11 protein-coding genes are annotated in these 14,824 nt (G+C 65.5%); 1 reads left to right on the top strand and 10 read right to left on the bottom strand.

The features are described from left to right. Window positions 1-19 precede the first annotated feature (19 nt). The 8 genes from mraY to coq7 form a co-directional block, all read right to left on the bottom strand. The gene (gene mraY / locus BST28156_RS29585) at window positions 20-1,189 is read right to left on the bottom strand and encodes a phospho-N-acetylmuramoyl-pentapeptide-transferase (RefSeq protein WP_006477019.1); all 1,170 of its coding nucleotides are present in this window, start codon (window positions 1,187-1,189) and stop codon (window positions 20-22) included. A 16-nt stretch (window positions 1,190-1,205) separates the two neighbouring features. After that, complete coding sequence (locus BST28156_RS29580; protein WP_174904073.1) at window positions 1,206-2,612, bottom strand: UDP-N-acetylmuramoyl-tripeptide--D-alanyl-D-alanine ligase; 1,407 nt, start codon at window positions 2,610-2,612, stop codon at window positions 1,206-1,208. Beyond that, window positions 2,609-4,150, bottom strand: a complete 1,542-nt coding sequence (locus BST28156_RS29575; protein ID WP_174904072.1) for a UDP-N-acetylmuramoyl-L-alanyl-D-glutamate--2,6-diaminopimelate ligase — start codon at window positions 4,148-4,150, stop codon at window positions 2,609-2,611. Before BST28156_RS29575 ends, BST28156_RS29580 begins: the two co-directional genes overlap by 4 nt. Then, complete coding sequence (locus BST28156_RS29570; RefSeq protein ID WP_060244781.1) at window positions 4,147-5,994, bottom strand: peptidoglycan D,D-transpeptidase FtsI family protein; 1,848 nt, start codon at window positions 5,992-5,994, stop codon at window positions 4,147-4,149. Before BST28156_RS29570 ends, BST28156_RS29575 begins: the two co-directional genes overlap by 4 nt. Further along, entirely contained in the window at window positions 5,991-6,332 is a 342-nt protein-coding gene (gene ftsL / locus BST28156_RS29565) for a cell division protein FtsL (RefSeq protein WP_009694564.1), read from the bottom strand. The genes BST28156_RS29570 and ftsL overlap by 4 nt, the downstream gene beginning before the upstream one ends. Then, window positions 6,329-7,270 (bottom strand): 16S rRNA (cytosine(1402)-N(4))-methyltransferase RsmH, encoded by a 942-nt coding sequence (gene rsmH, locus BST28156_RS29560; protein ID WP_174904071.1) that lies wholly within the window; start codon window positions 7,268-7,270, stop codon window positions 6,329-6,331. Before rsmH ends, ftsL begins: the two co-directional genes overlap by 4 nt. 23 nt (window positions 7,271-7,293) lie before the next feature. After that, on the bottom strand, window positions 7,294-7,722 hold the full coding sequence (gene mraZ, locus BST28156_RS29555; protein WP_006400450.1) for a division/cell wall cluster transcriptional repressor MraZ: 429 nt from the start codon (window positions 7,720-7,722) through the stop codon (window positions 7,294-7,296). 384 nt (window positions 7,723-8,106) lie between these two features. Continuing rightward, window positions 8,107-8,745 (bottom strand): 2-polyprenyl-3-methyl-6-methoxy-1,4-benzoquinone monooxygenase, encoded by a 639-nt coding sequence (coq7, locus tag BST28156_RS29550; RefSeq protein ID WP_174904070.1) that lies wholly within the window; start codon window positions 8,743-8,745, stop codon window positions 8,107-8,109. A gap of 279 nt (window positions 8,746-9,024) precedes the next feature. On the opposite strand from coq7, the gene BST28156_RS29545 reads away from it, so the two are divergent. Then, window positions 9,025-10,182 carry a porin gene (locus BST28156_RS29545; RefSeq protein ID WP_060244775.1) on the top strand — a complete coding sequence of 386 codons (1,158 nt, stop codon included), beginning with the start codon at window positions 9,025-9,027 and terminating at the stop codon, window positions 10,180-10,182. A gap of 416 nt (window positions 10,183-10,598) precedes the next feature. On the opposite strand, the gene BST28156_RS29540 is transcribed toward BST28156_RS29545, so the two are convergent. Further along, window positions 10,599-12,272 (bottom strand): long-chain fatty acid--CoA ligase, encoded by a 1,674-nt coding sequence (locus BST28156_RS29540; RefSeq protein WP_174904069.1) that lies wholly within the window; start codon window positions 12,270-12,272, stop codon window positions 10,599-10,601. Window positions 12,273-12,408: 136 nt separating this feature from the next. Next, window positions 12,409-14,484 (bottom strand): molybdopterin-containing oxidoreductase family protein, encoded by a 2,076-nt coding sequence (locus tag BST28156_RS29535; protein WP_174904068.1) that lies wholly within the window; start codon window positions 14,482-14,484, stop codon window positions 12,409-12,411. Window positions 14,485-14,824: the final 340 nt, after the last annotated feature.

The raw sequence follows: 14,824 nt of genomic DNA, 5'->3' as shown, positions 1-14,824 counted from the left end.
CATCCTTGTTACCTTTCCTTTACCGCAGCTTGAGGGTGGTCAGACCGAACAGGCACAGCATCAGCGTGATGATCCAGAAACGCACCACCACCTGCGTTTCCTTCCAGCCGGACAATTCGAAATGGTGATGCAGCGGCGCCATCTTGAGCAGGCGCCGCCCTTCGCCGTAGCGCTTTTTCGTGTACTTGAACCACGAAACCTGCAGCATCACCGACAGCGTTTCCGCGACGAAGATGCCGCCCATGATGAACAGCACGATTTCCTGGCGCACGATCACCGCGACCGTGCCGAGCGCGCCGCCGAGCGCCAGCGCGCCGACGTCGCCCATGAATACCTGCGCGGGGTGCGTGTTGTACCAGAGGAACGCGAGCCCTGCCCCGCCCATCGCGGAACAGAAGATCAGCAGTTCGCCCGCGCCCGGGATGTGCGGGAACAGCAGGTATTTTGAATAGACCGCACTGCCCATCACGTACGCGAACACACCCAGCGACGCGCCGACCAGCACGACCGGCATGATCACGAGACCGTCGAGGCCGTCGGTCAGGTTCACCGCGTTGCTCGCGCCGACGATCACGAAATAGGTCAGCACGATGAAGCCCCACACGCCGAGCGGGTAGCTGATCGACTTCAGGAACGGCAGCATCAGGTCCGCGCGCGCCGGCAGCCCCATCGACAGGCCGCTGCGCACCCACGCCATGAACAGGTCGAACACGCGCACGTTGTTCGCCTCGGACACGCTGAAGGCGAGATAGACGGCCGCGAACAGGCCGATCACCGACTGCCAGAAATACTTCTCGCGCGACGACATCCCGCGCGGATCCTTGTGGACGACCTTGCGATAGTCGTCGACCCAGCCGATCACGCCAAACCCGAACGTGACGAGCATCACGATCCAGATGAAGCGGTTCGTCAGGTCGCCCCACAGCAGCGTCGCGACCGCGATGCCGATCAGGATCAGCACGCCGCCCATCGTCGGCGTGCCCGACTTGACGAGGTGCGTCTGCGGGCCGTCCTTGCGCACCGCCTGCCCGACCTTCATTTGCGTCAGCTTGCGGATCACCCACGGTCCGCACACGAGCCCGATCCCGAGCGCGGTGATGGTGGCCATCACCGCACGGAACGTGAGGTACGTGAACAAGCGCAAAAAGCTTGCGTCTCCTTGCAGCCATTGCGCCAGCGCCAGCAGCATGCTTCCTTCCTTCTACTCAGTGTGCGGCGGGCGTCGTGCCCGTCGCGGGTTGGTTCGTCAGCGCGTCGACCACGCGCTCCATCTTCATGTACCGCGAGCCCTTCACGAGCACCGTCGCCGCTGCGTCGTAGCCGCTCGCGAGCAGCGCTTCGACCAGCGCGCCGACGTCGCCGAAATGGCGGGCCGTGTCGCCGTAGGCCGTGCAGGCGTCGCGCGACGCGTCGCCTAGCGCGAACAGCGCATCGACACCGCGCTCGCGCGCGTACGCGCCGATCTCGCGATGGAAGGCGGGGCCTTCGTCGCCGACCTCGCCCATATCGCCGATCACCAGCACGCGCGGCGCCGGTTGCCCGGCGAGCACGTCGATCGCGGCGCGCATCGAATCGGGGTTCGCGTTGTACGTATCGTCGACGACCGTCGCGCCGGCCAGACCGCCGACCGTCGCCCGACGGACCTGCAGACGCCCCTTGACCGGCTCGAACGCCTCGAGGCCCTGCTTGATCGCCGGCAGCGCGACGCCCGCCGCGAGCGCCGCGGCCGTTGCCGCCAGCGCGTTGCGCGCGTTGTGCTCGCCGAGCGCACGCAGCCGCACCGTGACCGCGCCGGCCGGCGTATCGATCGCGAGCTCGCCGCCGTGCAGGCGGCCCGTCACTTGCGCGTCGGTCTGCCGTTGCGCGTCGTTCAGCGCGAAATCGAAGATCCGGTTGCCGGTCGCCGCGACGCGCCAGATGCTCGCGTACGCGTCGTCGGCCGGGAACACCGCGACGCCGTCCGGCGTCAGCGCGTGAATCACGGCCGCATGCTCGAGCGCGACGGCTTCGACCGTCGCCATGAACTCCTGATGCTCGCGCTGCGCGTTGTTAACGAGCGCGACCGTCGGCGCGGTCAGGCGCGCGAGCACCTCGGTCTCGCCCGGATGGTTCATCCCGAGCTCGATCACCGCGAGACGGTGCGCGGCCGACAGGCGCAGCAGCGTCAGCGGCAGGCCCACGTCGTTGTTCAGGTTGCCGGCCGTCGCGAGCCGCGCGTCGGCGCCGACCGCCGCCGCGAAGATCGACGCGATCATTTCCTTCACGGTCGTCTTGCCGTTGCTGCCCGTCACCGCGACGAGCGGCAGCGCGAATCGCTTGCGCCAACCGTGCGCGAGCGCGCCGAGCGCGGCACGCGTCTCGCCGCCGACGATCAGCGGCATCGCGAGGCCCGCCGGCACGTGCGCGACGAGCGCCGCGGCCGCGCCGCGCGCGGCCACGTCGCCGAGGAAGTCGTGCGCGTCGAAGCGCTCGCCTTTCAGCGCGACGAACAGGTCGCCCGGGCCGACCGTGCGGCTGTCCGTCGACACGCGCTCGAACGTGACGCTCGCGTCGCCGTGCACGGTCGCGCCGGGAATCAGGCGTGCGGCTTGATCCAGACTGAGCATCGTCATTCGCCGCCTCCCTTGCCGTGCGTCGCGCGCGCAGCGAGGGCGAGCCGTGCGTGATCCTGATCGGAGAACGTGCGCTTCTTGCCCATGATTTCCTGGGTTGCCTCGTGGCCCTTGCCGGCCAGCACGACGACGTCCTCGCGTGCGGCGCCGCGCACCGCTTGCAAGATCGCGCTGGCGCGATCCTCGATGCGGCGCGCGCGATCGGGCGCGGTCATGCCAGCGACGATCTGGTCGATGATCGCTTGCGGATCCTCGCTGCGCGGGTTGTCGCTGGTGACCACGACTTCGTCGGCGAGCCGTTCCGCGATCGCGCCCATCAGCGGGCGCTTGGTCGCGTCGCGATCGCCGCCGCAGCCGAACATGCAGACGAGCCGGCCGCCGCGCGCCGCCGCGATCGGGCGCAGCGCGTCGAGTGTCTTTTCGAGCGCGTCGGGCGTGTGGGCGTAATCGATCACGACGAGCGGCTCGTCGCTCTGCAGCCGGCCGCCGAGACGCTGCATCCGGCCGTTCACCGACTCGAGCCGCGCGACCTCGGCCAGCGCCGCGTCGAACGGCACGTCGGCCGCGAGCAGCGCGCCGAGCACGGCGAGCAGGTTGCTGACGTTGAAGGTGCCGAGCGTGCCGACCTCGACGTCCGCATCGCCCCACGACGAACGCAGGCGGAATGCGGTGCCCGTCGCGGTCGCACGCACGTCGAGCGCGACCAGTTGGCGGTCGGCGTCGGGCGCCTGCGGCGCGTCGCCGATCCCGTACGCGATCGTGCGCACGCGGCCGGCGAGTTTTTCGAGCAGGCGGCGGCCGGCCGCGTCGTCGCGGTTCACGACCGCCGCGCGCAGCCCGCGCCATGCGAACAGCTTCGCCTTCGCAGCCTCGTACGCGTCGAACGTGCCGTGATAGTCGAGATGATCCTGCGTGAGATTCGTGAACACGGCGATGTCGAATGCGGTGCCGTTCACGCGCCCCTGATGCAGCGCATGCGACGACACCTCCATCGCGACCGCCTTCGCGCCCGCTGCGCTCAGCTGCGCGAGGCTGCGCTGCAGTTGCGGCGCATCCGGCGTCGTGAAGCCGGTCGGCACGAGCTGGCCCGGCATTCCGCTGCCGAGCGTGCCGATCACCGCGCACGGCTGGTGCAGCGCCGTCAGCGCGGTCGCGATCCATTGCGTGCACGAGGTCTTGCCGTTCGTGCCGGTCACGCCGATCGCGAGCAGGCTGTCGCTCGGATCGCCGTACCAGCCGCTGGCGATCTCGCCCGCGAGCTGGTCGAGCGCCGGCACCGCGAGCGCGGCGGGCGCCGTCGGCGCAGCAGCCAGCCCTTCCGGCTGATACAGCACGGCCGCCGCACCGCGTGCGACGGCATCGGCGATGAAGCCGCGATTGTCGGCCCCGTCGACGGCATAGGCGACGAACACATCGCCGGGCCCGAGGCTGCGCGTGTCCGCATGCAGCTGCGCGGCGGGGGCCACATGCTGGCGCAGCCACGCAAGCGCGGCTGCGATCTGCTGATGCGCCGGATGAGAACTGCGAGCGGCGCTCATCGAACAACTCCTGGTGAATTACGGGTCGTGCTGGACACGATCATATGCTTTGCGCCACTGCCTGCGGCCAGCTTTTGCGGGCCCGTCGCAGCGGGCGCGGCCGGCGAATCGTCAGACACGACGAGCTGCTTGATCGGCATGTTGGGCGGCACGTTCAGCGCGCGCAGCGTATCGCCCGCGATCGCCGAGAACACGGGACCCGACACCTGGCCGCCGAAGTGGCTGCCGGCAGTCGGCTCGTCGACCGACACCGCGACGACGATGCGCGGGTTCGGCATCGGCGCCATCCCGACGAACGACGCGCGGTACTTGCGCGTATAGCCGTGGCCTTCGTGCTTGTAGGCGGTACCGCTCTTGCCGCCGACGCGATAGCCCGGCACCGCCGCATCCGGCGACGTGCCGCCCGGCGCGACCACCGTCTCGAGCATCGCACGCACCTCGCGCGCGGTGGTCGGCGTAAACACCTGCGTGCCGGTGATCTGCTGATTGGGGTCGGTCTTGAAAATGGTCACCGGCATCAGCTCGCCGTCGTGCGCGATCGCCGTGTACGCGCGCGCGAGCTGGAACAGCGACACCGACAGGCCATAGCCGTACGACATCGTCGCCTGCTCGATGCGGCGCCAGCTCTTCCACGGACGCAGGCGGCCGGCCGCCGCGCCCGGGAACCCGACCTTCGGCGGCTGGCCGAGGCCGATGCTGGTATACATATTCCACATTTCCTCGGGCCGCATCGTCATCGCGATCTTCGTCGCGCCGATGTTGCTCGACTTCTGGATCACGCCGCCGACCGTCAGCGTGCCGAAACCGGCATCGTCGGTGATCGGCGCGCCGTCGAGCACGAAGTGCCCGTTGCCCGTTTCGACGAGCGTGTTCGGCGTCACGCGATGCAGATCGAGCGCAAGCGACACCGTAAACGGCTTCATGATCGAGCCCGGCTCGAACACGTCGGTCAGGATCCGGTTGCGCAGCTGCTCGCCCGTCAGGCGCGAGCGGTCGTTCGGGTTGTACGTCGGGTAGTTGACGAGCGCGAGCACCTCGCCGGTGCGCACGTCGACGACCATCGCCGCGCCGGCCTTCGCCTTGAACTTCTCGACGGCGGCCTTCAGGTTCGCGTACGCGATGTACTGGATCTTGCTGTCGATCGACAGGTCGACGTCGGTGCCGTTGTGCGGCGGAATCTGCTCGGCCACATCCTCGACGATGTGCCCCATCCGGTCCTTGATCACGCGGCGCATGCCCGACGTGCCGGCCAGCAGCTTCTGGTCGCCGAGCTCGACGCCCTCCTGCCCTTCGTCCTCGACATTCGTGAAGCCGATCAGGTGCGCGGTGATCTCGCCTTCCGGATAGAAGCGCTTGTATTCGTTGCGCTGGTAGATGCCGGGAATGTCGAGCGCGGCGACCTTGTCCGCCACGTCGATCGGCACCTGGCGCTTCACGTAGACGAAACCCTTGTCTTCCGACAGCTTGACGCGCAGTTCCTTCTGCGTCATGCCGAGCAGCTTGCCGAGCTGACCGAGCTTGTCCGCGTCGAGATCGTCGGGCACCGCATCGGGAATCGCCCAGATCGCGCGCACCGGCAGGCTCGTCGCGAGCACCAGCCCGTTACGGTCGAGAATCTTGCCGCGCGTGGCCGGCAGTTCGAGCGTGCGCTGGTAGCGGCTCTCGCCCTGCTTCTGATAGAACGCGTTGCCGGGCCCCTGGATCCAGAACGCACGCGCGGCCAGCGCGACGAACGCCATGAACAGCATGAACACGACGAGCTTCGAGCGCCACATCGGCAGGTGCACGCCCAGCACCGGGCTCGACGCGAATTTCACGTCCTGGCGCTTCTGCGACGGTTTCATCGCGCGCCCCCCTTGCCCTTGCCGGCGGTATCGGCCGATGCCGGGATCGGCGCGTCGATCGCCTTCGCGGCGCCCGGCGGCAGCGTCAGGTATTGCGTGCGGCCCGTCGTGATCGGCTGCATCTTCAGCGAATCGTTCGCGAGCTGCTCGATGCGCGACGTCTTCGACAGCGCGCTCTGCTGATATTGAAGCTGCGCGTAATCCTGCTGGAGCTGGCGCTCCTGCGACTGCGCACGCTGCAGCTGGATGAAGATCTGGCGCTGCTGGTTCGTCGAGTTGACGACCGACAGTGCGCAGCCCATCACGATGATCAGCAGGAAGATATTGAAGCGGCTCATGGCGTGACGCGCTCCGCGATGCGCATCACGGCCGACCGGGCACGCGGATTGGCGGCCACTTCCGCTTCACCCGGAAACTGGCGGCCGATGATCTTGAGCGGCGGGCTCGGGAGGTCGACGGCACGGATCGGCAGGCGACGATCGACCGCGGGCGCACTCGCGTGCGCCTGCATGAATCGCTTGACGATCCGGTCCTCGAGTGAATGAAAGCTGATGACCACCAGCCGCCCCCCTTGCTCCAGCAACGACAATGCCGCGTCTAGTACGACTTGCAGGTCCGCAAGCTCTTGATTGACGTGAATCCGTATAGCCTGAAAGGTGCGGGTTGCCGGATCCTTGCCCTTCTCACGGGTCTTGACGGCGTGACCCACGATTTGGGCAAGCTCGCCCGTGCTGTCGAGCGGCCCGAGACGATCGGACTCTGCCCGGCGAGCAACAAGCGCCTTTGCAATCTGAAAAGCAAACCGTTCTTCCCCATAATCTCGTATCACCTCCGTCAGTTCCTGCAGCGAAGCCCGCGCGAGCCATTCGGCCGCCGACTCGCCGCGCGTCGGATCCATTCGCATGTCCAGCGGACCATCGGCGCGGAAGCTGAAGCCGCGCGCCGGATCGTCCACCTGCGGCGAGGACACGCCCAGGTCCAGCAACACACCCGACACCTTCTCGACGCCGCGCGCCGCAAGCGCGTCGCGCATCGATGCAAAGCTGTCATGCACGATCGAAAAGCGCGCATCGCCGATGCCCTGCGCCGTCTCGATCGCCCTCGGATCCTTGTCGAACGCGATCAGCCGGCCGCCCGGCCCGAGCCGCGCGAGCACCGCGCGGCTGTGACCGCCACGCCCGAACGTGCCGTCGACATAGATGCCGTCCGGCCGCGTCACGAGCGACTCGACCGCTTCGTCCAACAGCACCGTCCGATGCTGCAATTCGTTTCCCATCGCGGGCGTCTCCGTCACCGCAATCAGAACGTGAAATTCTTCAGCGCGTCGGGCATGCCCTGCGCCATCGCTGCCTGCTCCTTCGCGATGTAGGTCTGCGAATCCCACAGCTCGAAGTGACTTCCCATTCCCAACAACATGACTTCCTTTTCCAGCCCGGCCGCCATGCGCAGCTCGGGCGATACGAGAATCCGGCCCGCGCTGTCGAGATCGACATCCATCGCATTGCCGAGAAAAATCCGCCGCCACCAGTGCGCATCCATCGGCAGCGCGGCGATCTTGGCGCGGAATACCTCCCATTCGGGGCGCGGAAACAGCAACAGGCAGCCGTCCGGGTGCTTGGTCACAGTCACCCGTCCTTCTGCCTGTCCTTGCAGCGCTTCGCGATAGCGAGCCGGCACCGACATCCGCCCTTTCGCATCGAGCGTCAGCGCCGACGCCCCTTGGAACACTTTCCGCTCTCCCGTTCAGGGCACCGAAGCACCCAGCCCAATGCTGAGAATTTAGCCGGAATAGCCCGCCAAATCACACAAAAATACACTTTCTCACACTGTCTCCCACTTTAGAGGAAGGGTGTGGCACGGTCAAGGGAGCGGCCCGCTTTTTTGACGAATTTTGTTAGTTAGAACAAGGACTTACGCGCACATGCTCATGCAGCCCCTTATTCCAAAAACCGTTATAAATGAATGAGCTAGTGCAACTTGTGAAGGTGATACGTGAGAAGGACGGGCCAGACGGGCGTGCGGACAGGGCTTTAGGGGGCGGGAAAACGCGGAGAAAACGGGCGATATCGGCGGCGGCAGCCGGAGCGGCGCGAGGCGCGCTCCGGCCCGATCTCAGAGATAGTACGCAGTGCTGGTCATGACTTTCGACGCGGCTCGCATCAGCATCCGGGCGGGCAGCGGCAGCTCGATGCCGCCGGCGTCGGTGGCCGCCTTGCCGTGCTTCACCTCGTCGACGCGCATCTGCTCGACGATCGCGCGCGACGCCGCGTCGCCGGGCGGCAGCTCGGACAGATGGCTGTCGAGATGGCTCTCGACCTGACGCTCCGTCTCGGCCATGAAGCCGAGGCTGACCTTGTCGCCCAGCGTGCCGGCCGCGATGCCGATCGCGAGCGAGCCCACATACCACAGCGGGTTCAAGAGGCTCGGGCGCGAATCGAGTTCCTTCAGGCGGTGCGCAGTCCACGCGAGATGATCCTCCTCCTCGCGCGCGGCCTCCTCGAACATCGCCTTGGCCGACGGCGACCGCGCGGTCAGCTTCTGCGCCTGGTAAAGCGCCTGCGCGCAGACCTCGCCGACGTGGTTCACACGCATCAGCCCGGCCGCATGCGTGCGCTCCGCGGGCGTCAATTCGACATCCGGCGCCCCGGCCGGCGATTCGGCGGGCGCCGGCACCGGCCGGCTCATCCGGCTGATGCCGGTCAGCGACCGCAGGCCGCGATCGAATTCGCTGATGAGTTCATCCAACACCATCCTGTTTCTCCTGGCTGCGTGTGCCTGTCGTGGGAGGCGAAGGCACGTGTCCGCTGCGTAACCGACTTGATTATTCAGCGGAAATTGCGGTTAACCCGTGATTTTAACCATTGTTGCATAAAGGAAACATGGCGACCTTGAGCGACGGCATTTCGCTTTGTGGCAAAAAACGGTTTTGCTACATTACGTGCGACTTCTTGCGAAGTTGATGCGGGGCCCTCGCCAGAACATAACTATCCGCCCCGCCAGAAAAATTCAGTGATTCTTGGAGATCCGTTAATGAAAAAGTCGCTTCTCGCGCTCGTCGCGCTGGGCGCGTTCGCTGGCGCTGCCCATGCGCAAAGCAGCGTGACGCTTTACGGCATCATCGATGAAGGCCTTCTGTTCAACAACAACTCGGGCGGCAAGCACCTGTACAGCATGGCCAGCGGCGTCATGCAAGGCAGCCGCTTCGGCCTGCGCGGCACCGAAGATCTCGGCGGCGGCCTGAAGGCGATCTTTACGTTGGAAAACGGCTTCGACGTGAACACCGGCAAGCTCGGCCAGGGCAGCCTGATGTTCGGTCGTCAGGCTTATGTCGGCCTGTCGAGCAACTACGGTACGGTCACGCTGGGTCGTCAATACGACTCCGTCGTCGACTTCGTCGGCCCGCTCGAGGCAGGCGACCAGTGGGGCGGCTACATCGCCGCTCACCCGGGCGACCTCGACAACTTCAACAACGCGTACCGCGTGAACAACGCGATCAAGTACACGAGCCCGACCTATGCAGGCTTCTCGTTCGGCGGCCTGTACAGCCTCGGCGGCATCGCGGGCCAGTTCGCGCGGAACCAGGTCTGGTCGCTCGGCGCAGGCTACAACAACGGCCCGCTGGTCTTGGGCGTCGGCTACTTGAACGCACGTACGCCGGGCAACGCCGGCGGCATGTTCAACAACGGTTCGACAGCTTCGGCCGATCCGGTCTCGTCGCCGGTCTACGGCGCGTACGCGAACAACGCGAACACGTACCAGGTCATCGGTGCGGGCGGCGCGTACACGTTCGGCGCAGCGACGATCGGTGCGACGTACTCGAACACGAAGTTCAAGGGCTTCTCGGTCGGACCGTACGTGAACCAGACCGCGACGTTCAACAACGGCGAAATCAACTTCAAGTATCAGCTGACCCCGGCGCTGATCCTCGGCGCGGCGTACGACTACACGCAAGGCAGCAAGATCGACGGCAACTCGGCAGCCAAGTACCACCAGGGCTCGCTGGGCGTCGACTACTTCCTGTCGAAGCGCACGGACGTCTACGTGATCGGCGTGTACCAGCACGCATCGGGCAATGTGCTCGACGCGAACGGCGACGTCGTCAAGGCGACGGCAGCGATCAACGGTCTCAGCGGTTCGAGCACCAGCAACCAGGTCGCGGCACGCGTCGGTATCCGTCACAAGTTCTAATCAGCTTGTCTGACAAGCCGCTGGACATTGAAGGCGCCTTCGGGCGCCTTTTTCTTTTGTACGGTGGCGGAACGGCCGGGTTGAACGGTTGGGGGTTAAGGTCGCGAGATATCGAAGTACCGAAGGGCCGGAATCGGCATTGCCTGCGAAAGAGGGAATCCGGATCGAAAATGCCCGGAACCGGCACTCCGCTTGAAGCGCGGAAATGCCGACGCCCGTCGGCGCGCTTGCCGGAGATTCCCCCGTACGCACATCATGCCGGCAAATTGCCGGTGAATTGCCGTTAGTTGCAGCATCGCGCAGGTTCGTGTCGATTCCGGTTGCCCGGTCGATCGGTCGATGCCCTTTCCCGCTCTCCCCCGCCCAGACGAAAAAAAACCGGCGCATGCCGGTTTTTCCGCTCCGCGATCGCGCCTTCAAGCGCGGCCGTCTCGCAGCTCGCGCCGCAGGATCTTGCCGACGTTCGTCTTCGGCAGTTCCGTGCGGAACTCCACGAACTTCGGCCGCTTGTACCCGGTGAGCCGCTCCTTGCAATAAGCGAGGAGATCCTTGTCGGTGAGCGCCGGATCCTTCTTCACGACGAACAGCTTCACGGCTTCGCCCGAGTGCTCGTCCGGCACGCCGACCGCCGCCACCTCGAACACGCCCGGGTGCGACGCCACGACGTCCTCGACCTCGTTCGGATACACGTTGAACCCGGACACGAGGATCATGTCCTTCTTCCGGTCGACGATCTTCACGTAGCCGCGCGCATCCATCACGCCGACGTCGCCCGTCTTGAAAAAGCCGTCCGGGCACATGACCTTCGCGGTCTCGTCCGGCCGGTTCCAGTAGCCGGCCATCACCTGCGGCCCGCGGATGCAGATTTCGCCGGGCTCGCCCAGCGCGACGTCGTTGCCCGCGTCGTCGCGAATCGCGACCTCGGTCGACGGCAGCGGCAAGCCGATCGTCCCGCTGTATTCGGTTGCGGTCACCGGATTGCAGGTCGCGACCGGCGACGTCTCGGACAACCCGTATCCCTCGACGATGGCCGTGTGGGTCTTCTCATACCAGCGCTTCGCGACGCCTTCCTGGATCGCCATGCCGCCGCCATTGGCGATCACGAGCTTCGACAGGTCGAGCTGGTTGAATTCGGGATGGTTCAGCAGTGCGTTATACAAGGTGTTGACGGCCGGAATCGTCGAGATCTGATAACCCTTCAGCTCCTTGATCATCCCGCCGATGTCGCGCGGATTCGGGATCAGGACGCCCATGCCGCCTGTGCGCATCGTCAGGAAACCGCACACGGTCAGTGCGAACACGTGATAGAGCGGCAGCGCCACAACCGTCACGAACTGTTTCACGTCCGGGTATTTGACGTGCGCAGGATGGTGCCAGGCCTCGGCCTGCAGCACGTTCGACACGATGTTCCGGTGCAGCAGCGTCGCGCCCTTCGCGACGCCGGTCGTGCCGCCCGTGTATTGGAGGAATGCGACGTCGTCGGGGCCGAGCTTCTGCGGCTTGAACGTCTGCCGCGCCCCTTCGGCGAGCGCGGCGTTGAAACGCGTGAACGACGGCAGCTGCCACGCCGGCACCATCTTCTTCACCTTGCGCACGACGTAGTTGACGAGCCAGCCCTTGATACCCAGCAAATCGCCCATCGACGCGACGACGACATGCTTGACCGCCGTATTGGCGATGACGGCCTGCAGCGTCGACGCGAAATTCTCGAGGATGACGATCGCTTCGGCGCCGCTGTCCTTCAACTGATGTTCGAGCTCGCGCGGCGTATACAGCGGGTTGACGTTGACGACCGTGTAGCCGGCGCGCAGCACTGCGGCGATCGCGATCGGGTACTGCAGTACGTTGGGCATCATGATCGCGACGCGTGCACCGCGCGCGAGGCCGCGCGACTGCAGCCACGCGCCGAACTGACGCGACAGCGCGTCGAGTTCGCCATACGTGAGCTTCTTGCCCATGCAGACGAACGCCGTGCGGTCGCGATACTGGCGGAAGCTCTCGTCGAGCAGGTCGGGAACGGAAGGATACGGAGACGCGTCAATTTCGGCTGGAACGCCGGGCGGGTACGATTTCAGCCAAATTTTGTCCATACTGCGCGTCTCCTCACGGATTTTCGAATGGTCGTGCTAAAACGCATCGTAGCGGCTCGCTCGTCCCGAGACAACAGGATTAGATGTCCCCTTCCAACTTCCGGAGCGATATGCCGCTGCGTGCCGGCCGGTTTCATCAAGCTCGCTCGACTTCCACGAGACAGTCGTAAAACGTCGCCGAATTGCCGAGATCGGTCAGCGCCTGGCTCGTCACCTCGTTCGCGTTGCGCCCGTCCGGCGATAGCTTCTTCCACCAGATCGACAATCCGACCACCAGTCCCGGGCGGGCGCGGTCGGTCACCCTTGCGAGCGCCTGCATCGAGCCGCGGTCGTTGAAGATGCGCACGACGTCGCCATCGGCGATCCCGCGCGCTTGCGCATCGGTCGGGTGCATGTCGAGATGCGGCTCGCCTTCCGTATTGCGCAGGCTGTCGACGTTCACGAACGTGCTGTTCAGGAAATGGCGTGCAGGCGGCGAAATCATCGCGAGCGGGTAGCGCGCGGCGAGTTCGGGCGCGGCCTCGGCCGATTCGAACGGCGGCAGATAGTCGGGAACGGGATCCATGCCCATTTGCTCGAGCCGCGCGCTGTAGAACTCGCACTTGCCGGACGGCGTGCGAAAGCCGCCGTTCGCAAACGGCGCATCGGGCAGCTTGAGCTTCAGCCAGCCTTCGCGCTTCAGCGTCTCCCAGTCGCTGTCGAGCGACGGATCGTCCCACCGCAACGCCGCGCGCGCGACCTCTTCATCGGAGTGATACAGCGCGGGTTCGTCGAGCGCCATGCTGCGCGCGATGCCCCGGAAGATTTCGGTATTCGGTCGCGCGTCGCCGACCGGCGGAATCGCCGGCAGGTTCGCCATCACGTAGGTGTGGCCGTACGATTTGTGGATGTCCAGATGCTCGAGCTGCGTGGTCGCCGGCAGCACAATGTCGGCGAAATCGACCGTATCTGTCTTGAAATGCTCGAGAACGACCGTGAACAGATCGTCTCGTGCAAATCCGGCCGCTACCTTCGACGAATCGGGGGCGACCGCCACCGGGTTCGAGTTGTAGACGATCACCGCTTCGACTTTCGGCCCGAAAACGGCATCGCCCGGGTGCAGCAGCGCATCGCCGATCGCGTTCATGTTGATGATGCGCGGCAGCGTGTGCGGCCAGCCCGGCATCAGGTCGGGGCGCAGCAATGCAGTCTGGTTGACCGGCGCGGATTCCGACGATGAAAGCAGCAGCCCGCCTGCCCGATCGCGCCAGGCGCCGGTCAGCGCGGGGAGGCTCGCGATCGCGCGTACCGCGTTGCCGCCGCCGCGGACGCGCTGCATCCCGTAATTGAGGCGGATCGACGCCTTGCGGGTGGCGCCGTAACGACGCGCGAGCTCGACCAGTTCCTCAGCATCAATGCCGCAGATCTGAGCGACACGCTCGGGCGGATAGGACATCGCCCTCGCCTTGAGCGCATCGAACCCGAGCGTGTGGTCGGCAATATAGTCGTGGTCGAGCAGATTCTCGGTGATCAGCACGTGCATCATGCCGAGCGCGAATGCACCGTCGGTGCCGGGTTTCAGCGCGATGTGCTGATGGCATTTTTCTGCGGTCAGCGAACGGTACGGGTCGATTGCAACCAACCGGGCGCCGCGGCGCTTCGCCTCCTGCGCACGGGTCCAGAAGTGCAGGCTGGACGCGATCGGATTGGCGCCCCAGATCAGAATCAGCTCGCTTTCCTCGAAATGCTCGAGGTGCATGCCGAGACTTCCGCCGTATGTATAGCGCAGGCCCGCCGCGCCGGCCGCGGCGCAGATCGTACGCTCGAGCCGCGATGCGCCGATCTTGTGGAAGAACCGTTGCGCGATGCCTTCGCCTTGCACCAACCCCATCGTCCCTGCGTAGCTGTACGGCAAGATCGCTTCCGGGGCGCGCGCGGCGATTTCACCGAGACGGCGGCCGATCTCGTCGAACGCTGCGTCCCAGCTGATCGGCACGAAGCGCCCTTCCCCCTTCATGCCGACGCGCTTGAGCGGAACGGTCAGGCGGTCCGGATGATGCACCCGGTCGGCATATCGGCTGACTTTCGTGCAGAGCACGCCTTGGGTCGGCGGATGATCGGGGTCGCCCGTGACCTTGATGGCTTTGCCGTTCTCGACGGTTACGCGCATCGCGCACGTATCCGGACAATCGTGCGGGCAAACGGCCCGGGCTACCTGAGTAACGGCGTTCATTGATCTGGATGCAAAGATGGGGATTCGCAAATTTTACGTGGAGGAGCCATGTAAAGCGCCCATTTTGTGTGGATAGGGTTATTTCGGCGCCGCGGGATACGACGAGGGGGCGACTTTTGCACACTTGCGATTGAACGCGCAGTTTCGGGAGATGTGTGAAGAAAGGGGGTATTTCCGAGGGAGTGGCGGGATTGGGTTGAGCGAAGAATGCCCCTTTCCGCGCCGCAAATGCAAAAACCCCCGCCTGATCGGGCGGGGGTTCTTGGCTTAGGGAGCCTGACGATTACCTACTTTCACACGGGAATCCGCACTATCATCGGCGTGGAGTCGTTTCACGGTC

The sequence above is a fragment of the Burkholderia pseudomultivorans genome (genome assembly GCF_902499075.1).
Taxonomy (GTDB): domain Bacteria; phylum Pseudomonadota; class Gammaproteobacteria; order Burkholderiales; family Burkholderiaceae; genus Burkholderia; species Burkholderia pseudomultivorans.
This window is presented reverse-complemented; position numbering and strand designations above follow the sequence as displayed.